Genomic DNA, 13,403 nt, shown 5'->3' on the forward strand with positions numbered 1-13,403 from the left:
CGAGGCCTCCGCGCCCTATCTTCAAGCATGGCTGACGGCAATCCCCTTCAAGCACCCAAGGATCGTGCCCGGCGTGACAAGCGCCCGGGCCCTCTGAGCTGGCGTGTGCGTTCTGCACTCTTTGTTTTGTTTCTGCTTGCGGTTGCCACGGTCTGGACGACCAATTCCCTTCTGACCAGCCGCTTCACTGAAACGACTCGCAACCGGGCCGAACTGCGGCTTGCGCTTTACAGCGGCAACCTGCTGTCGGAACTGCGCCGCAACGCCATCGTGCCGCAGTTGCTGTCACGCGATCCGGCCTTGATCAGTGCGCTAAATTCTTCGGAATACAGCCAGAGTTCGCAGCGCCTGATTTCTTATGTAGATGAGATAGGTGCAGCATCGTTGATGCTGCTGGATGGGGATGGGCGCACCGTGGCGGCGACAGACCGCAACCGACTGGGGGAATCCCATCGCAACGCGCCCTATTTCGTGGATGCCCTGCGGTCCAACGCCACCGTGTTCACCACGCTGCAACGCGAGGCCGGTGGTTATTCCTTCACCTATTCCCGCCGCCTTGACAGTCAGGGCAAAGCCATTGGCGTGATCGTGGTCGAGGTGGATCTTGCCAAGTTCGAACGTGCGTGGGCGGGTATTTCCGACGCTGTACTGGTGACGAATTCCGAGGGCAACATCATCCTTGCCACCGAACCCCGCTGGCGTGGCCTGACGCCAAGTGCAGCGCTGCAACGCGAACCGGCTGACAGCGCCATCGAACGCGCCATTCAGGCGACAGCGGATTGGACTGCACTTCCCGCTGATGCATATGTGCAGGGGGAGGCGGTGATGCGCATCGACGGACGCATCCCGTTCCGCGGCTGGTCTATGACCAGCTTTACAACCTATTCGAGCGTCCGTGAAAAGGTGAACGGAGTTCTGGCGCTCGAAATCATGGGATTCGCGATTCTTGCTGCGCTTGCGTTCTATGCCCTGTCCCGCAAGACGGCCCTGCGCATGGCGTTGTTTCAGCGTGAATCGGCGGAGTTGCGCCAGTTGAACATGCGCCTGCAGCGGGAAATCGCCGAACGTGAGAGGGTGCAGGAGACGCTGGCCGTGGCCGAACAGACCCTTGCACAAAGCTCTAAACTCGCCGCCTTGGGCGAGATGTCAGCGGCCGTCAGCCACGAGCTGAACCAGCCACTTGCGGCGATGAAGACCTACCTGGCCGGTGCGCGGCTTCTGCTGCGCCGCAACCGTCCGGAAGAGGCACTGTCGGCCTTTCACCGCATCGATGATCTGATCGAGCGGATGGGGGCCATCACGCGACAACTCAAGAGCTATGCACGCAAGGGTCAGGCCGAGTTTTCCCCTGTGGATATGGGCGATGCGCTGGCCTCTGCGCTCTCGATGATGGAACCGCAACTGAAGTCCCGCAAGGTCAAGATAACCCGTATCCTGCCAGAAGAAAGGGTGCGAGTGATGGGGGATCGGATGCGGATCGAACAGGTCATGGTGAACCTGCTGCGCAACGCGCTGGATGCCACAAAGATGGTGCCGGATCCGCAGCTGGATTTGATCCTCGCCAGCGGGGAAACCGCGACTATGACCGTGCGCGACAATGGCCACGGCATCGAGGATCTGGAAGCCCTGTTCGAGCCGTTCTACACGACAAAGCAGCCGGGGGATGGCGTCGGTCTGGGCCTTGCCATTTCCTCGGGTATCGTAAACGACCTCGGCGGACGGCTCATTGCGCGCAATGCCGAAGCGGGGGGGGCTGTATTTGAAATCCAGCTGCCCATATTGAATGACAAGACCCAAGCGGCGGAGTGAAAGAACAGATGGCCAAGGCGATGAAAATAGCGATTGTCGATGATGAAAAGGACATGCGCCAGTCCATCAGCCAGTGGCTGGCCCTGTCGGGCTATGACACGGAAACCTTTGCCAGCGCAGAAGAGGCGCTTGGCACTGTTGCGGCGGAATATCCCGGTATCGTGATCTCGGATATCCGTATGCCGGGGATGGATGGCATCCAGCTGCTGCGCAAACTGATGGGGCAGGATTCCGCGCTGCCGGTGATCATGATCACAGGGCATGGCGATGTGCCCATGGCGGTCGAGGCGATGCGGATCGGCGCCTTTGATTTTCTGGAAAAGCCGTTCAACCCGGACCGGATGTCCGAGCTTGCCAAGAAGGCGACCAACGCACGCCGTCTGACACTGGACAACCGCGCGCTGCGCAAGGAACTTTCCGACGGCACCCAGATGATGCGAAAGCTGATCGGCAACTCTGCAACGATGGAGCGGCTGCGCGAAGATGTGCTGGATCTGGGACAGGCAGATGGCCATGTGCTGATTGATGGGGAAACCGGTACCGGCAAAACTCTGATTGCCCATGCGCTACATGCGGTCGGCTCGCGCGCGGGCAAGAAATTTGTGCTCCTGTCCTGTGCTGCAATGGACGAAGATACGCTGATGCAACGGTTGTTCGGTCCGATGCAATCTGATGATACACGCCTGCCTGCCATAGAAGAGGCGCGTGGTGGCACCTTGGTGCTCGAGGATGTGGAGGCACTGTCGGATGCCGCACAGTCCCGCCTGCTATCTGTGATCAACGATCAGGGCAATCCGCCCGAAACCCGCATTATCGCCATCTGCAACATGCAGGACGAGGGCCGCACCTGCGAAGATGCGCTGCGCTCTAATCTATATTACCGGCTTGCGGCGCTCAAGATCACCGTGCCACCGCTTCGCCAGCGTGGTGAGGATATCCTCACGCTGTTCACGCGCCTGTCCGAGCAATATGCCGAGGAATATGGCTGCGAAGCGCCGCAGGTCAGCGCTCAAGAAGCGGCACAGCTGCTGCAGGCACCTTGGCCGGGCAACGTGCGTCAGTTGATCAATCTCGCGGAGCGGGCCGTTCTGCAGTCGCGGCGTGGATCCGGCACCATCGCTTCTTTGCTCATGAACGACCATGATGAGATGCAGCCGGTGATGACCACCGAAGGCAAACCGCTCAAGGAATATGTCGAAGCGTTCGAGAGAATGCTGATCGACAACACCATGCGCCGCCATAAGGGATCAATCGCCGCAGTGATGGACGAGCTGTGTCTGCCGCGCCGGACCCTGAATGAGAAGATGGCGAAATATACGCTGCAGCGTTCAGATTATCTTTGAACGCAGCTGGTAAAAAAAGGGCGGGCTGCCAACGCAGCCTTCCCGTCTTACAGCATTCCACTTGAAACTTAATCGTAACTCTCTGCCTCGAATCGAAGATTTGTTCCTCGAACGACAATGTGGGATGGCAAAAGTTAAAGTGGAAACGCCTTGGATCAGGTGTTTGCAGTCCCGATATCCTCTGCCTCTGCCTCTTCCACTGCAAGACGCGCCAATTCCAGGATCGCGTCACGAGTCTTGGCAACCGCAATAAAGCGCGCATTGTGACAGAAGCTGGCGCCCTTGACCCCGCTTGCCCTCTCAAGTTCTTCATTGGTCAGGCCTGCCCAAGCCAAGGGCAGATCCGCGCGCTGCTCGAACCCTTCATCCTTGCTGCGGATCCCGCTCAGTGACCAGTCGTCGCCGCGGGGGGTGATGACAAACAGCAGATGATCAGCGCCTTCCTTCACAACTGTGGGTCGGAAGGGCATGCCCATCGGCAATTCAAGAATCCGACTGCCCCCCGTCTGCTGAATCGCCTGCCGCACCATACCCTCGGCCCGCATCTTGGCTGAGCTGCGGGCGATACGCGCCTCGACAAAGGTCCTGGCGATGTCAAGAGCCGCGTGAAATCCGCGCATCTCAGCCTCGGGATCCGTATCGTCAAACACTGGCTTCAGCGTTTCAAGCAACGCAGGCAGGGTCATTCCCGCCATAGGCCCGGCAACCGAAGGGCTGATGGCACCATTGTCCAGCAGGTCGATCAACAGCACGAAGTTCGCATCGAAACTGGCATGCACCGCGTCAAGGTCGGCTTCTGGAACCAACATCACGCGAAGATAGGCGTGCCCAAAATGCCGCCAGATCAACCCAAACGAGCTGAAAGGCTGACCATCATCGCGCAAGGGTGCATCGCGTTGATGATGATCGAAGATGAAGCTCGTGGGGTCATATCTACCGCCAACATCATAAATTATGCGATCGCTGCCCGGGATAATCCATTCGGGGGATCGGCTGCGCACGATTCGTGCCTCGGGATAGACCCGAGTAAGAATGGCGCTGGAAAGCAACTCATCGGCATGAAAGCCCCCGGAATGGGTCACAAGATAGCTGGGGGTCATGGACTGAATACCTTCAAAGTGGAAGTTTACGGCAGATCACGGGTTCCAATAGCGGTTTGACCGAGGGGAGATCAACCACTGAATACGGCGTGTTTTCGAGGCCCTGCCTGCGACCGTGGTCCCCTTGTGCCATAAGAGAAAATGAAGATAGGTAGTTTTATCCCAAAAGGAGACTGCGCCATGATCATTTACGGACTGAGCACCTGTCCGCTTTGTCAGAAGGCTCGCAAGGCGCTGGAAGCGCAAGGGCATGATCTTGCCTTTCGCGATGTGCGCGCGGAGCCATTGAGCGCCGAAGAACTTTCTGAATTCATTGTGGAATTCGGTGACCGGCTGGTGGATCGCAAATCGCACGAATGGCGTGGCCTGAGTGATTGGCTGAAACATTCCGAAGCGGAAGAACAGATTGCGGCACAGCCCAAGATTATGACACGTCCGTTGATCCGGCAGGGAAAGACCCTCTTTCTTGGCTGGGACGACGCAGTGCAAAAGGCGATACTGCCAGGCTGAGACGGCGTGACACGGGTTTGACCACATTCTGAGCGAAAAGCGCTTTCAGGACGCTCATTTGATCGCTTGAAAGCTTGGCGGGTAAAGATCTTTGCGCAACCCCGCATTCGGGTATGCGTCCTTTGCGCGAGATGATAGCCAGAACATCAAGTGTGGCACGGAGGATGACAGATGTCTGAGCTAAGCGAAGACGGCAGGAGAATCGTCAACGATTTTGCCGCACGTAATGGGATAAGCATGGATGCGGTGACCCATCTGCTCAAGGCAGTCCAGCGCGGGCAGGGTACGCAGGCGCAGTTCAATCACCCCGAACTCGGCGGTATGGGGCAATGGTCCCTGGGCGGCATGACGATGATCGGCGATATGTTCAACAACGGCTTGAAGGCCCGCGTTGATGGACTCTGCACTGAACTGTCCAGAATTTTGCGCGATCAGAACCTGTTCGCAGACACGTCCCAGACTGCAACTCTCTGGCCAAGAGAACTGGGGCAGCCTGCCTCGGTCGGGGCCCAGAACAATATGCGCTACGCCTATTTTCCGTCGAGTCGCAGGCTTGCGATTGATTTGGGCGGTAAGATGACAGTTTACGACACCGGCGATCACCAGATTGGCGGCTTTTCCCAGTCGCAAAGCGGCGGACAAAACCTGACCTTCACCAGCCAGTACGGGCCTGTTCAGATCTGTGATCTGCGCGTCGTGCAGGACAGCGCTGACAGCAACGTGACACCTTCTGAACCGATTGCTGCACCCCAGACGCCGGAACCTGAAGCTTCGGTCCTCGTTCCCGGCACGTCAGAGCCTGCCCGGCCTTTGGCCCAAACACCTACCTCTATACAAGCTGCTATATCAGAGATGAGCGATGAGCAGATTTTTGCCCGCATCGAACGGCTGGCCGATCTTTTCGGCAAAGGCATCCTCAGCCAGTCTGAATTCGACGCAAAGAAAACCGAATTGCTGGCGCGGCTCTGACAGCCGCGTCCTTTCTCAGACGGCAAGGCCTGCGTCGTCGAAAAACCGCAGGTTTTCCGGCGTGAAATGCAGGCCAACGGTTTCATCGGGCTTTAGGTCGGTATTGCCGATCAACAGCACCGTCACCTGAAACGCACCTTCGTAGGCTATGGTCACAAAAGTATCCGCGCCAAGGTATTCCGCCACACGCTCAAGATGTCCCTCACCGGACGCTGCCAGTTTGATGTGTTCGGGCCCGATGCCCATGTGGCGCGCGGTGGGAGGGGCCGCGACCTTTGGGGGCTGTGCTCAAATCCATCACGTTCATGCGGGCTGATCCGATGAACTGTGCCACAAAGAGGTTCGCGAGGTTTTCATAAGGATCCCGGGGCGCATCAACCTGCGCGATGCGACATGCCTCAAGTACGACGATCCTGCTGGCCAGAGTCATTGCCTCAACCTCTACCTGATCGCGAATGAAATAGGTCATCGTCGCTCTCTTCCTTGTGCAGACATGCGGATTTCAGAGGGAAGGCCACGTTTTAACGTACGGACATAGGCGGGTAAAGCGCGTAGAATTGGAGCACCATGGCAAGGCCGCACTTGGCGGGTGGCTCTGATGTGACGCGCCGAGGGCATCTTTCCAGAGTTGCGGCAGGGTCGCAGGCAGGGCATTGGCCTAGCCCTCGATCTCTCTCACATCTTCGTCTAGGACGCGGCCCATAGCGTCGAGATCGTCATGCCCGCTCAACAGTATAAAGGTGGTGCCAAGATCGGCCATCGGGGAGCGGCCTTCGGTCACGATCTTTGCCAGAGGCAACGCCATACTTGACGATCGCACTGTAGCGATCGGAATCCTGCTTGGTTGGCCGCATCTCAGGATTCACATGACCGGTGTCGCGGCGGGTGAAATCGCTTGCCGCTGAACCATCAACATTGGCCATGCCAATAATCCAGTTCGTGCAGTTGTCGCGCTCGCTTTCACAAGGGAGCGTGAAAGCTGCCGGACCGTGGGTGCAGCGCTGTTCTTGCCACCGGCGTTGCCATTTGACCAGTTTGGGAAACAGCGCGCTGCTGCACGTTTGTCCTGCCTCCCGGTCACTGTCTCACAGTCGGCGGGCAAGGTTTGCGGCAACAGAGGGCTGCGTGATGCCAGACATTGGGGCCGGGAAAATAGCCCGAATCAGGTTTGTGAAATCTGATGTGCGGCAACATCCCGTCGTCCGCCCGGCTTGCCATAAGCATGTCAATATCGTCCCAAGCGTGGGCGTTGTAAAAGGTGCAAAACCCCATGCGGCAAGAGCGGACTCCCAGTTCCACTGATAGGGGTAAAGGTTATGGCTGGGCAGAGCATATAGCCCCCCTTGTCGTTGCAGCGCAGGATCGCGCGCGCCTGATCATCCAACGTGGCCTGATCGTTCAGATCAGTCATTTGGGTCATCCTTTTACACCGGCTGTGGTCAGGCCTGCGGTCATGAATTTTGCGCAGCCCCAGAAACAGGGCCATGATCGGGACCGTCACAATCATTGAACCTGCCATCAGATTCTGGCGCGAGATTTCAGAGGAAATGATCTAAGAGATGCCCCGGATGAGCGTGAATTTTCCAGGGTCATCCAGCAGCATGAAGGCCAGCAGAAATTCGCTTCAGGCGATCATGAAGACATAGAGTGACACCGAATCGAGCGCGGGCAGGGACAGTGGCAAGGTGATCCTGCAGATCACTTTCAGTCGGCAATTCATGGCGTTTCAGTGGTCGCGCCGGGCAGCCGGCCAAGATGCTGCAGAGAGTCTCTGGCGTACAAGCAGCAAGGATAAGCGCGCAGATCAGGACGGGCACGCCCCTCACATCAGCGCCGGAATGAACAGAAAGGACAGCAGAAAACAGCGCCAGATCTCAAACACCGTAACCATTATCTGGGCAAGCGGGCGCTGTCCGAAAAAGTTGAGCGCTTGTGTCGTCACGGCCATCTGGTTCAGAAGTGCATTAGCACTGCCTGAAAAGGGGTCGAAGAGCAGGATCCAGGCAAAAGCTACGGCGATGACAGTCGATACATAGGGGAACATGCACATCCCGCGTAAAATACCCGAACCTTTGAACGACTTGTTCTGCAGCATGGCCGCAAACAGTCCGAACAAGAGTGCACCCCCTTTCCTAAGAACGAACAGAATAGAGTGATGCCAAGAACCTTCCAGAACTCCTCCCCGTCAAAGATCCGAGCGAAATCCTCAAGCGTGAAATTGCCTCTGGTCAGCACTTTCACCGCACGCCCCTTGGTGACGGGTTCGATAGCGCCGGGGTCGATCTTATTGCCGAGATACGCCTGATCCACGGTGACTGGGATCATCAGCGTCTCGAGGTAGGCGCCTTCTCAGTCGCCCAGATCACAGTTCAGCGCGGATCAAGTTTGGTCACACTCAGCCCGCCGGGCAGAGAATATTCGACGAAGTCCATCGCCGCATCTGTCTGCGCATCCGATGTGATACAGAAGAAACGCAGCTGACCCCAGGCGGCGCCGTCAGGGTTGGATGGCCCCGCAAAGGGGGGCACGATGCTGGTTGCGGCGACAAGGCCGCAGCTTTGCGGATCATTGTTGAGTGTATGCGGCGCAGAATCGCGCAAGCCTGCCAGATCGTCCAGGATGAACGGTGACCAGATGATCATTGCAGCATTGCCAGAAAAATAGATACAACGGGACTGATCCCAGTACAGATCCTTGCGGTAGAGGATCATCTGCGTCCAGCCATCCACCGGAATGGCGCCATAGCCATCGTCGATCTGCGCGATTCCCAGCGCGCGGGAGGCAAAGGTGTCGGCACCTAGATTTTCGATCAGACCCGTGGCGGCATCAATCTCCAGTATACCGACCTCGGCCCAGGGCAGGGCATATTGCAGCGGTTGCGCAGCCGCACAGGTCGTTTTCCATCATCGGGATCACTTCAAGCGTATGGCCGGACTTTTAAGAGAAATTGGCGGACATTTGCTGTTGAATGGGCAAACGCTCGGTTGTCCTGAAGCGCGGGCTGTCCGCACTTGCCGCTAGTCCCGATATCACCACTGCCGTTGCGGCCCCGATCAGCAGGATGGTTTTTCTGTTCAGTGTCATGGTCTTCCTCACTCGGAAATTGAAAGTGTCTTAAAGGTTTTGCGCGATTGTCTGTGCCATCTGATTTGGGGTCAGTTTGGGTGGTCCGGCTGAGCCGCGATCATGGATAAGTGGCCTGCACTGTTTTGCGCAACATATTTGGCGCCTCGCACCTGACTGTGCGGATCAGGAGAGCGCTGAGATGGCAGCCCGACACCGTGTAATCCACCGCAAAGGTGGTCAGGGAAAGCACCACATGTATTCCGCCCGGGATGCCGTCATAGGCAAACACCGACAGGTCCGTCCCGATGGTCAGGCCCAGCCGGTTCGCATTGCGGTAGAGGCCAAGCGCCGCCAGATCGACGGCGCAGACGATAGCGGTTGGCGGGGTAGGTGTGATGAGGATGAACAGCGCCGCATCAGCACCGTCCTGAAGGGTCACCGCATTCCGAGCGATAAGTGCGGGGTTAACGGCCAGACAGGCCTGCGCGATGCCAGCGAGAAAACCGTCATGGCGCAGGAGCACATTGGTCTAGCGCATGCCGCCATCGATGAAACCGATGGACCTTTGCGCTAGCTGTGCGAGATGCGCCAGCGCATTCTGCATTGCTTCCTCGTCCGGTATATCGTGCCAGGCAAAGTCTCTGGGATATACGCTGCGCCCGAACAGGACAAAAGGGACATGAGAGTCTCGCAGCAATGTAATGCGCGGATCGCTCAATTGGGTGCGCGGCAGGACAAAACCGTCTACCTAGCGGTCCCGGATCAGTCTTTGAAAGGTGTCCAGCGTGGCTTTGGGACCGTGCGCGGCTGCAATGGTCAGCATCCATCCATGTGCGCTGGCAAGTTGGAACAGTCCCGAAAGAAATTCGGAAAGAAATGGACGCTGCGCATCATGATCATCCACTTGGATCACCATACCCAGCGATTTTGCCAGATCCGTGCGAATTGATTGGGGCGAACTGAACGGCCGTTAACCGATGCGGTCGGCCTTACTGCGCACATGGGCGCGGATGCTTTCGGAATTATCGGTATAACCGTTCAGAGCACAGGAGACGGTCGATTTCGTCAGCTCGGGAACCTGAGAGACATCCCAAATTCTGACACGCGCTCGTTTTCGAGCGACTGTCTTCTGATCCGCTATGTTGCTAAATTTTGTCCTCCGCGAAGGCAGGAAGGCTGCCGAAAGCGATTTCGGCAAGAGGTTTCGGAATATTTTCTGCTCACGCGCAAAATCTGTCCACGTCGGGTGATTGAGATTTCCAAGAATGGCCTTGCTATAACCAAGCATTCCAAGAGTCAGGGGGACTGGTCTACGCCAGCGGATCCTCAGAGCCGTTTTGACAAGGTGTGTGTTAAACCGGTTATTAAACCCGCGCTTTTGACCGGTACATCTGTATCAGGACCGTGCGATGTAGCGGTCGCGGCGGTGGTTTATGGTGATGATCATATTGAGGATCATCGCGCCCATCAGGGACCACGCCACAGTCGTCCAGGGAAACAGGAAAAGGGACAGCGTGAAGACGCAGAAGTCGAACAGCAGCTGCGTATTGCCCGCCTTGAAACCGTTCTTGTCCTGCAGCCATAGTGCGACAATCCCAACGCCCCCAAGTGTGGCCCCATGCCGAAAAAGCGACAGCAGTCCAATCCCCGCCAGAATACCAAACAGCGTCGCGCCGATAGCCGGATGCACCGGGTTGATCTTCAGAACATAGGGCATGACCTCCACAAGAGAGGACATCAGAGCCACAGCGCAGAAATTCTTGATCGTAAAACGCCAGCCAAGCTGTTTGATCGCCAACCAGTAAAACGGCAGGTTGAGCAGGAAAAAGATTGCCCCAAACGGCCATCCCGTCGGATAGGAGATGATCAGCGAAAGACCGGCAATCTGCCCGGTGAACAGCTCTGACGCACGCAAGAACTGCATGCCCAAGGCGACAAGGGTAGCCCCGATCAGGATACCCTGCACGTCTTCAGCAAGGCTGTGGCTTTCGGCCGTGGGAGAGTCGAGCAGGATCATGATCTAGGAAATCTGCGCTTGGCCAGCTGTTGTCAACGCCGGGACGACTCAACACGCCGGAAATAGCGCCAGAGGCACAGCTTTGCTCGGTATTTCTGCAAACCTGCCGTCTTGAAAGAATTTGCCCATATTGACTTAGGAACGGCACTGCAGAGGTAAGGCGCCTCGCACGTGTGTAATCAAAAGGACTTTAGAGTACCGCACAAGCGGAGGATAAAGCACTGCCACGAAGGCACAACCTGAGACCGCCGTTCGGACCTATCCGAATGTCCCATTTTTTGCCGCCGCACTATACCTATGCGGCCTACATTTCACCACAAAGACAGCATATCACATGTCCAAGGGTGCTCGAACAACCGAGGCACATCTGCATGATTTTCACTCTGACTTGCGAGTTTCCAATGTTTAGTATGACTGCGCTGCGCGCAACACTAGCCCTTCTGGCCGTTTCTGCATTTTCACTCTCTGCTGCTGCTTCGACCGTTCAGGAAACATCCGTTTCGGGCGGGGATTATTCGGGTGAGTGGCAAAAACCGACCGTCATCGGTTTCGGCTCCGACAGTATCGTTGGCACTTGGTCGCAAGGCAACGACTACGATATTCTGGCTCTGACAGGGCTTACCAAAGGCGCTCAGGATATCACTCTGACGTTCTCTCCCATCACTGGAACGACCTATTCCGACAGTTTCTCTGCGGGTGGCAATGTGTTTTGGAAAACCTCTCCTCTGCAATACAGCGGTTGGGAGGGGACACCACTTGGAAGCATCGGCATCCAGAAGGAAAAGTTCTACACGCCGCAGACCTTGACGCTCAGCCTCGACAGTTCATTCGGTGGCGAGCTTTATCTGCAGCTTTACGGAACCTATGGCAGCCTTCAATACAATATCTCGGCGCCGGGAAATGCGAGTTTGGCTTCTAAGCCAACAATTGCATCTGCCGTTCCTCTGCCGGCAGGTATTTTCCTGATGTTCGGTGGATTGGCTGTGCTTGGCGGTGTTGCTGCAACGCGTCGCCGCAAGGCCTGAAGATAAGCTGCGCAGGTTGATTGCACAGCAGTTTTGATACCGTGAGATGTGAACAACCGGCTGCCCTTTCAGGGACAGCCGGTTTTTTTTGATACGGATCCGGCTCTAATAATCAAAAAGCGTCAGACTTAGATAGGAACAGCCGGTCAACACGGCCGCCTGTTCCACCACACGGATAGCCAATTTCCAAGCCTTAGAGCGAAAGCGCCTTGTTCAGGTTCTCGTCCACCTTTTCGAGGAAGCCCATGGTGGTCAGCCACTTCTGATCCGGTCCCACGAGAAGCGCGAGGTCCTTGGTCATGAAGCCCGCTTCAACCGTGTCTACAACCACCTTTTCAAGTGTTGTGGCAAAGGTCATCAGCTGATCGTTGCTGTCCAGCTTGGCGCGGTGCTTGAGCCCGCCAGTCCAAGCAAAGATCGACGCGATCGAGTTGGTCGATGTTTGTTCACCACGCTGGTGCTGGCGATAGTGGCGGGTCACGGTGCCGTGGGCCGCTTCGGCCTCGACAATCTGACCATCCGGCGTCATCAGTTGCGACGTCATGAGGCCAAGTGAGCCAAAACCCTGTGCCACAGTGTCGGACTGCACGTCGCCATCGTAGTTCTTGCACGCCCAGACAAAGCCACCGGACCACTTCATCGCCGATGCGACCATGTCATCAATCAGGCGGTGTTCATAAGTGATGCCCGCCGCCTTGAACTTGTCGGCGAATTCTTCTTCGAACACCTTCTGGAAAATAAGCATGAACTGGCCGTCATACTGTTTCAGGATTGTGTTCTTGGTCGAAAGATAGACAGGCCAGCCAAGGCTGAGGCCATAGTTCAGCGACGCACGCGCGAAATCGGTGATCGAGTCGTCAAGGTTGTACATACCCATATAAACGCCCGAGGAAGGCGCCTTATAGACTTCTTCCTCGATCACGGTGCCATCATCGCCAACGAATTTCATCGACAGCACGCCAGGCCCGGGAAATTTCATGTCCGTCGCGCGGTACTGGTCGCCAAAGGCGTGGCGGCCGATGACAATCGGCTTGGTCCAGCCTGGGACAAGGCGCGGCACGTTCTTGCAGATGATAGGCGCGCGGAACACGACACCGCCAAGGATGTTGCGAATGGTGCCGTTCGGGCTGCGCCACATCTTCTTGAGGCCGAATTCCTCGACCCGGGCTTCGTCGGGCGTGATGGTTGCGCATTTGACCGCAACGCCGACTTCCTTGGTCTTTTCAGCCGCGTCGATGGTGATCTGGTCATCGGTCGCGTCGCGGCTTTCCATGCCCAGATCGTAATAGATCAAATTGAGGTCGAGATAGGGCAGGATCAGCTTTTCTTTGATGAAATGCCAGATAATCCGGGTCATTTCATCGCCATCCATCTCTACGATGGGGTTTTCTACCTTGATTTTAGACATCTAAGGGCCCTTTCCATGGCTTGTCCGTCTAACGGTGGCTGTAGCGTAGTTCTGTGTCACAGGGAAGTACGGTATGCCTTTGTATACCGCCGCATCGCAGTTTTTTATCTGCCGCACCCGCTTGGAAACGTATTCTGCTCCAACCCGCCTTTATCA

General features: G+C 56.7%; 15 protein-coding genes and 2 pseudogenes. 6 read left to right on the forward strand and 11 right to left on the reverse strand.

Annotation, left to right across the window (positions count from 1 at the left end; all coding sequences use genetic code 11):
• The first annotated feature begins 27 nt into the window (after nt 1–27).
• Nucleotides 28–1,809 (forward strand): sensor histidine kinase, encoded by a 1,782-nt coding sequence (locus P775_RS13955; RefSeq protein WP_099911556.1) that lies wholly within the window; start codon nt 28–30, stop codon nt 1,807–1,809.
• Nucleotides 1,810–1,817: 8 nt separating this feature from the next.
• Nucleotides 1,818–3,152, forward strand: coding sequence for a sigma-54-dependent transcriptional regulator (locus P775_RS13960; RefSeq protein WP_099911674.1), 1,335 nt, complete (start codon nt 1,818–1,820; stop codon nt 3,150–3,152).
• Nucleotides 3,153–3,307: 155 nt separating this feature from the next.
• On the opposite strand, the gene P775_RS13965 is transcribed toward P775_RS13960, so the two are convergent.
• Nucleotides 3,308–4,252, reverse strand: coding sequence for an MYG1 family protein (locus P775_RS13965; RefSeq protein ID WP_099911557.1), 945 nt, complete (start codon nt 4,250–4,252; stop codon nt 3,308–3,310).
• A gap of 180 nt (nt 4,253–4,432) precedes the next feature.
• On the opposite strand from P775_RS13965, the gene P775_RS13970 reads away from it, so the two are divergent.
• Together P775_RS13970 and P775_RS13975 are read left to right on the forward strand one after the other, a co-directional pair.
• Nucleotides 4,433–4,762 (forward strand): arsenate reductase family protein, encoded by a 330-nt coding sequence (locus P775_RS13970; RefSeq protein ID WP_099911558.1) that lies wholly within the window; start codon nt 4,433–4,435, stop codon nt 4,760–4,762.
• A 171-nt stretch (nt 4,763–4,933) separates the two neighbouring features.
• A complete protein-coding gene (locus tag P775_RS13975; RefSeq protein ID WP_099911559.1) occupies nt 4,934–5,731 on the forward strand; it encodes an SHOCT domain-containing protein in 798 nt (265 codons plus the stop codon).
• 15 nt (nt 5,732–5,746) lie between these two features.
• Here P775_RS13975 and P775_RS13980 read toward each other — a convergent pair whose 3' ends face one another.
• The 8 genes and pseudogenes from P775_RS13980 to P775_RS14005 all read right to left on the reverse strand — a co-directional run bounded on the left by P775_RS13980 (nt 5,747) and on the right by P775_RS14005 (nt 9,320).
• Complete coding sequence (locus P775_RS13980) at nt 5,747–5,977, reverse strand: TOBE domain-containing protein (RefSeq protein ID WP_099911560.1); 231 nt, start codon at nt 5,975–5,977, stop codon at nt 5,747–5,749.
• Complete coding sequence (locus P775_RS27615) at nt 5,934–6,200, reverse strand: ATP-binding cassette domain-containing protein (protein WP_143520908.1); 267 nt, start codon at nt 6,198–6,200, stop codon at nt 5,934–5,936. Before P775_RS27615 ends, P775_RS13980 begins: the two co-directional genes overlap by 44 nt.
• 189 nt (nt 6,201–6,389) lie before the next feature.
• A complete protein-coding gene (locus tag P775_RS28095) occupies nt 6,390–6,536 on the reverse strand; it encodes a hypothetical protein (protein ID WP_180287444.1) in 147 nt (48 codons plus the stop codon).
• A 49-nt stretch (nt 6,537–6,585) separates the two neighbouring features.
• Nucleotides 6,586–6,777, reverse strand: a pseudogene (locus tag P775_RS30060) (MGH1-like glycoside hydrolase domain-containing protein); the annotation flags it as partial.
• Nucleotides 6,778–7,147: 370 nt separating this feature from the next.
• A pseudogene (locus P775_RS28975) lies at nt 7,148–7,442 on the reverse strand (carbohydrate ABC transporter permease); the annotation flags it as partial.
• A gap of 111 nt (nt 7,443–7,553) precedes the next feature.
• Nucleotides 7,554–7,826: a sugar ABC transporter permease gene (locus P775_RS13995; RefSeq protein WP_143520909.1), complete on the reverse strand. Its 273-nt coding sequence runs from the start codon at nt 7,824–7,826 to the stop codon at nt 7,554–7,556.
• A 274-nt stretch (nt 7,827–8,100) separates the two neighbouring features.
• Nucleotides 8,101–8,460: a hypothetical protein gene (locus tag P775_RS29575; protein ID WP_099911563.1), complete on the reverse strand. Its 360-nt coding sequence runs from the start codon at nt 8,458–8,460 to the stop codon at nt 8,101–8,103.
• Nucleotides 8,461–8,915: 455 nt separating this feature from the next.
• Entirely contained in the window at nt 8,916–9,320 is a 405-nt protein-coding gene (locus tag P775_RS14005; RefSeq protein ID WP_099911564.1) for a substrate-binding domain-containing protein, read from the reverse strand.
• Between the two features lie 156 nt (nt 9,321–9,476).
• Here P775_RS14005 and P775_RS27620 point away from each other — a divergent pair, with 156 nt between their 5' ends.
• Nucleotides 9,477–9,746 carry a hypothetical protein gene (locus P775_RS27620; protein WP_143520910.1) on the forward strand — a complete coding sequence of 90 codons (270 nt, stop codon included), beginning with the start codon at nt 9,477–9,479 and terminating at the stop codon, nt 9,744–9,746.
• 447 nt (nt 9,747–10,193) lie between these two features.
• Here P775_RS27620 and P775_RS14010 read toward each other — a convergent pair whose 3' ends face one another.
• Complete coding sequence (locus P775_RS14010; protein ID WP_099911565.1) at nt 10,194–10,814, reverse strand: YitT family protein; 621 nt, start codon at nt 10,812–10,814, stop codon at nt 10,194–10,196.
• A 371-nt stretch (nt 10,815–11,185) separates the two neighbouring features.
• On the opposite strand from P775_RS14010, the gene P775_RS14015 reads away from it, so the two are divergent.
• A complete protein-coding gene (locus tag P775_RS14015; protein WP_180287446.1) occupies nt 11,186–11,839 on the forward strand; it encodes a VPLPA-CTERM sorting domain-containing protein in 654 nt (217 codons plus the stop codon).
• A 193-nt stretch (nt 11,840–12,032) separates the two neighbouring features.
• Here P775_RS14015 and P775_RS14020 read toward each other — a convergent pair whose 3' ends face one another.
• Nucleotides 12,033–13,247: an NADP-dependent isocitrate dehydrogenase gene (locus P775_RS14020; protein ID WP_099911567.1), complete on the reverse strand. Its 1,215-nt coding sequence runs from the start codon at nt 13,245–13,247 to the stop codon at nt 12,033–12,035.
• Between the last annotated feature and the right edge of the window lie 156 nt (nt 13,248–13,403).

The organism is Puniceibacterium antarcticum (assembly GCF_002760615.1).
Classification (GTDB): domain Bacteria; phylum Pseudomonadota; class Alphaproteobacteria; order Rhodobacterales; family Rhodobacteraceae; genus Puniceibacterium; species Puniceibacterium antarcticum.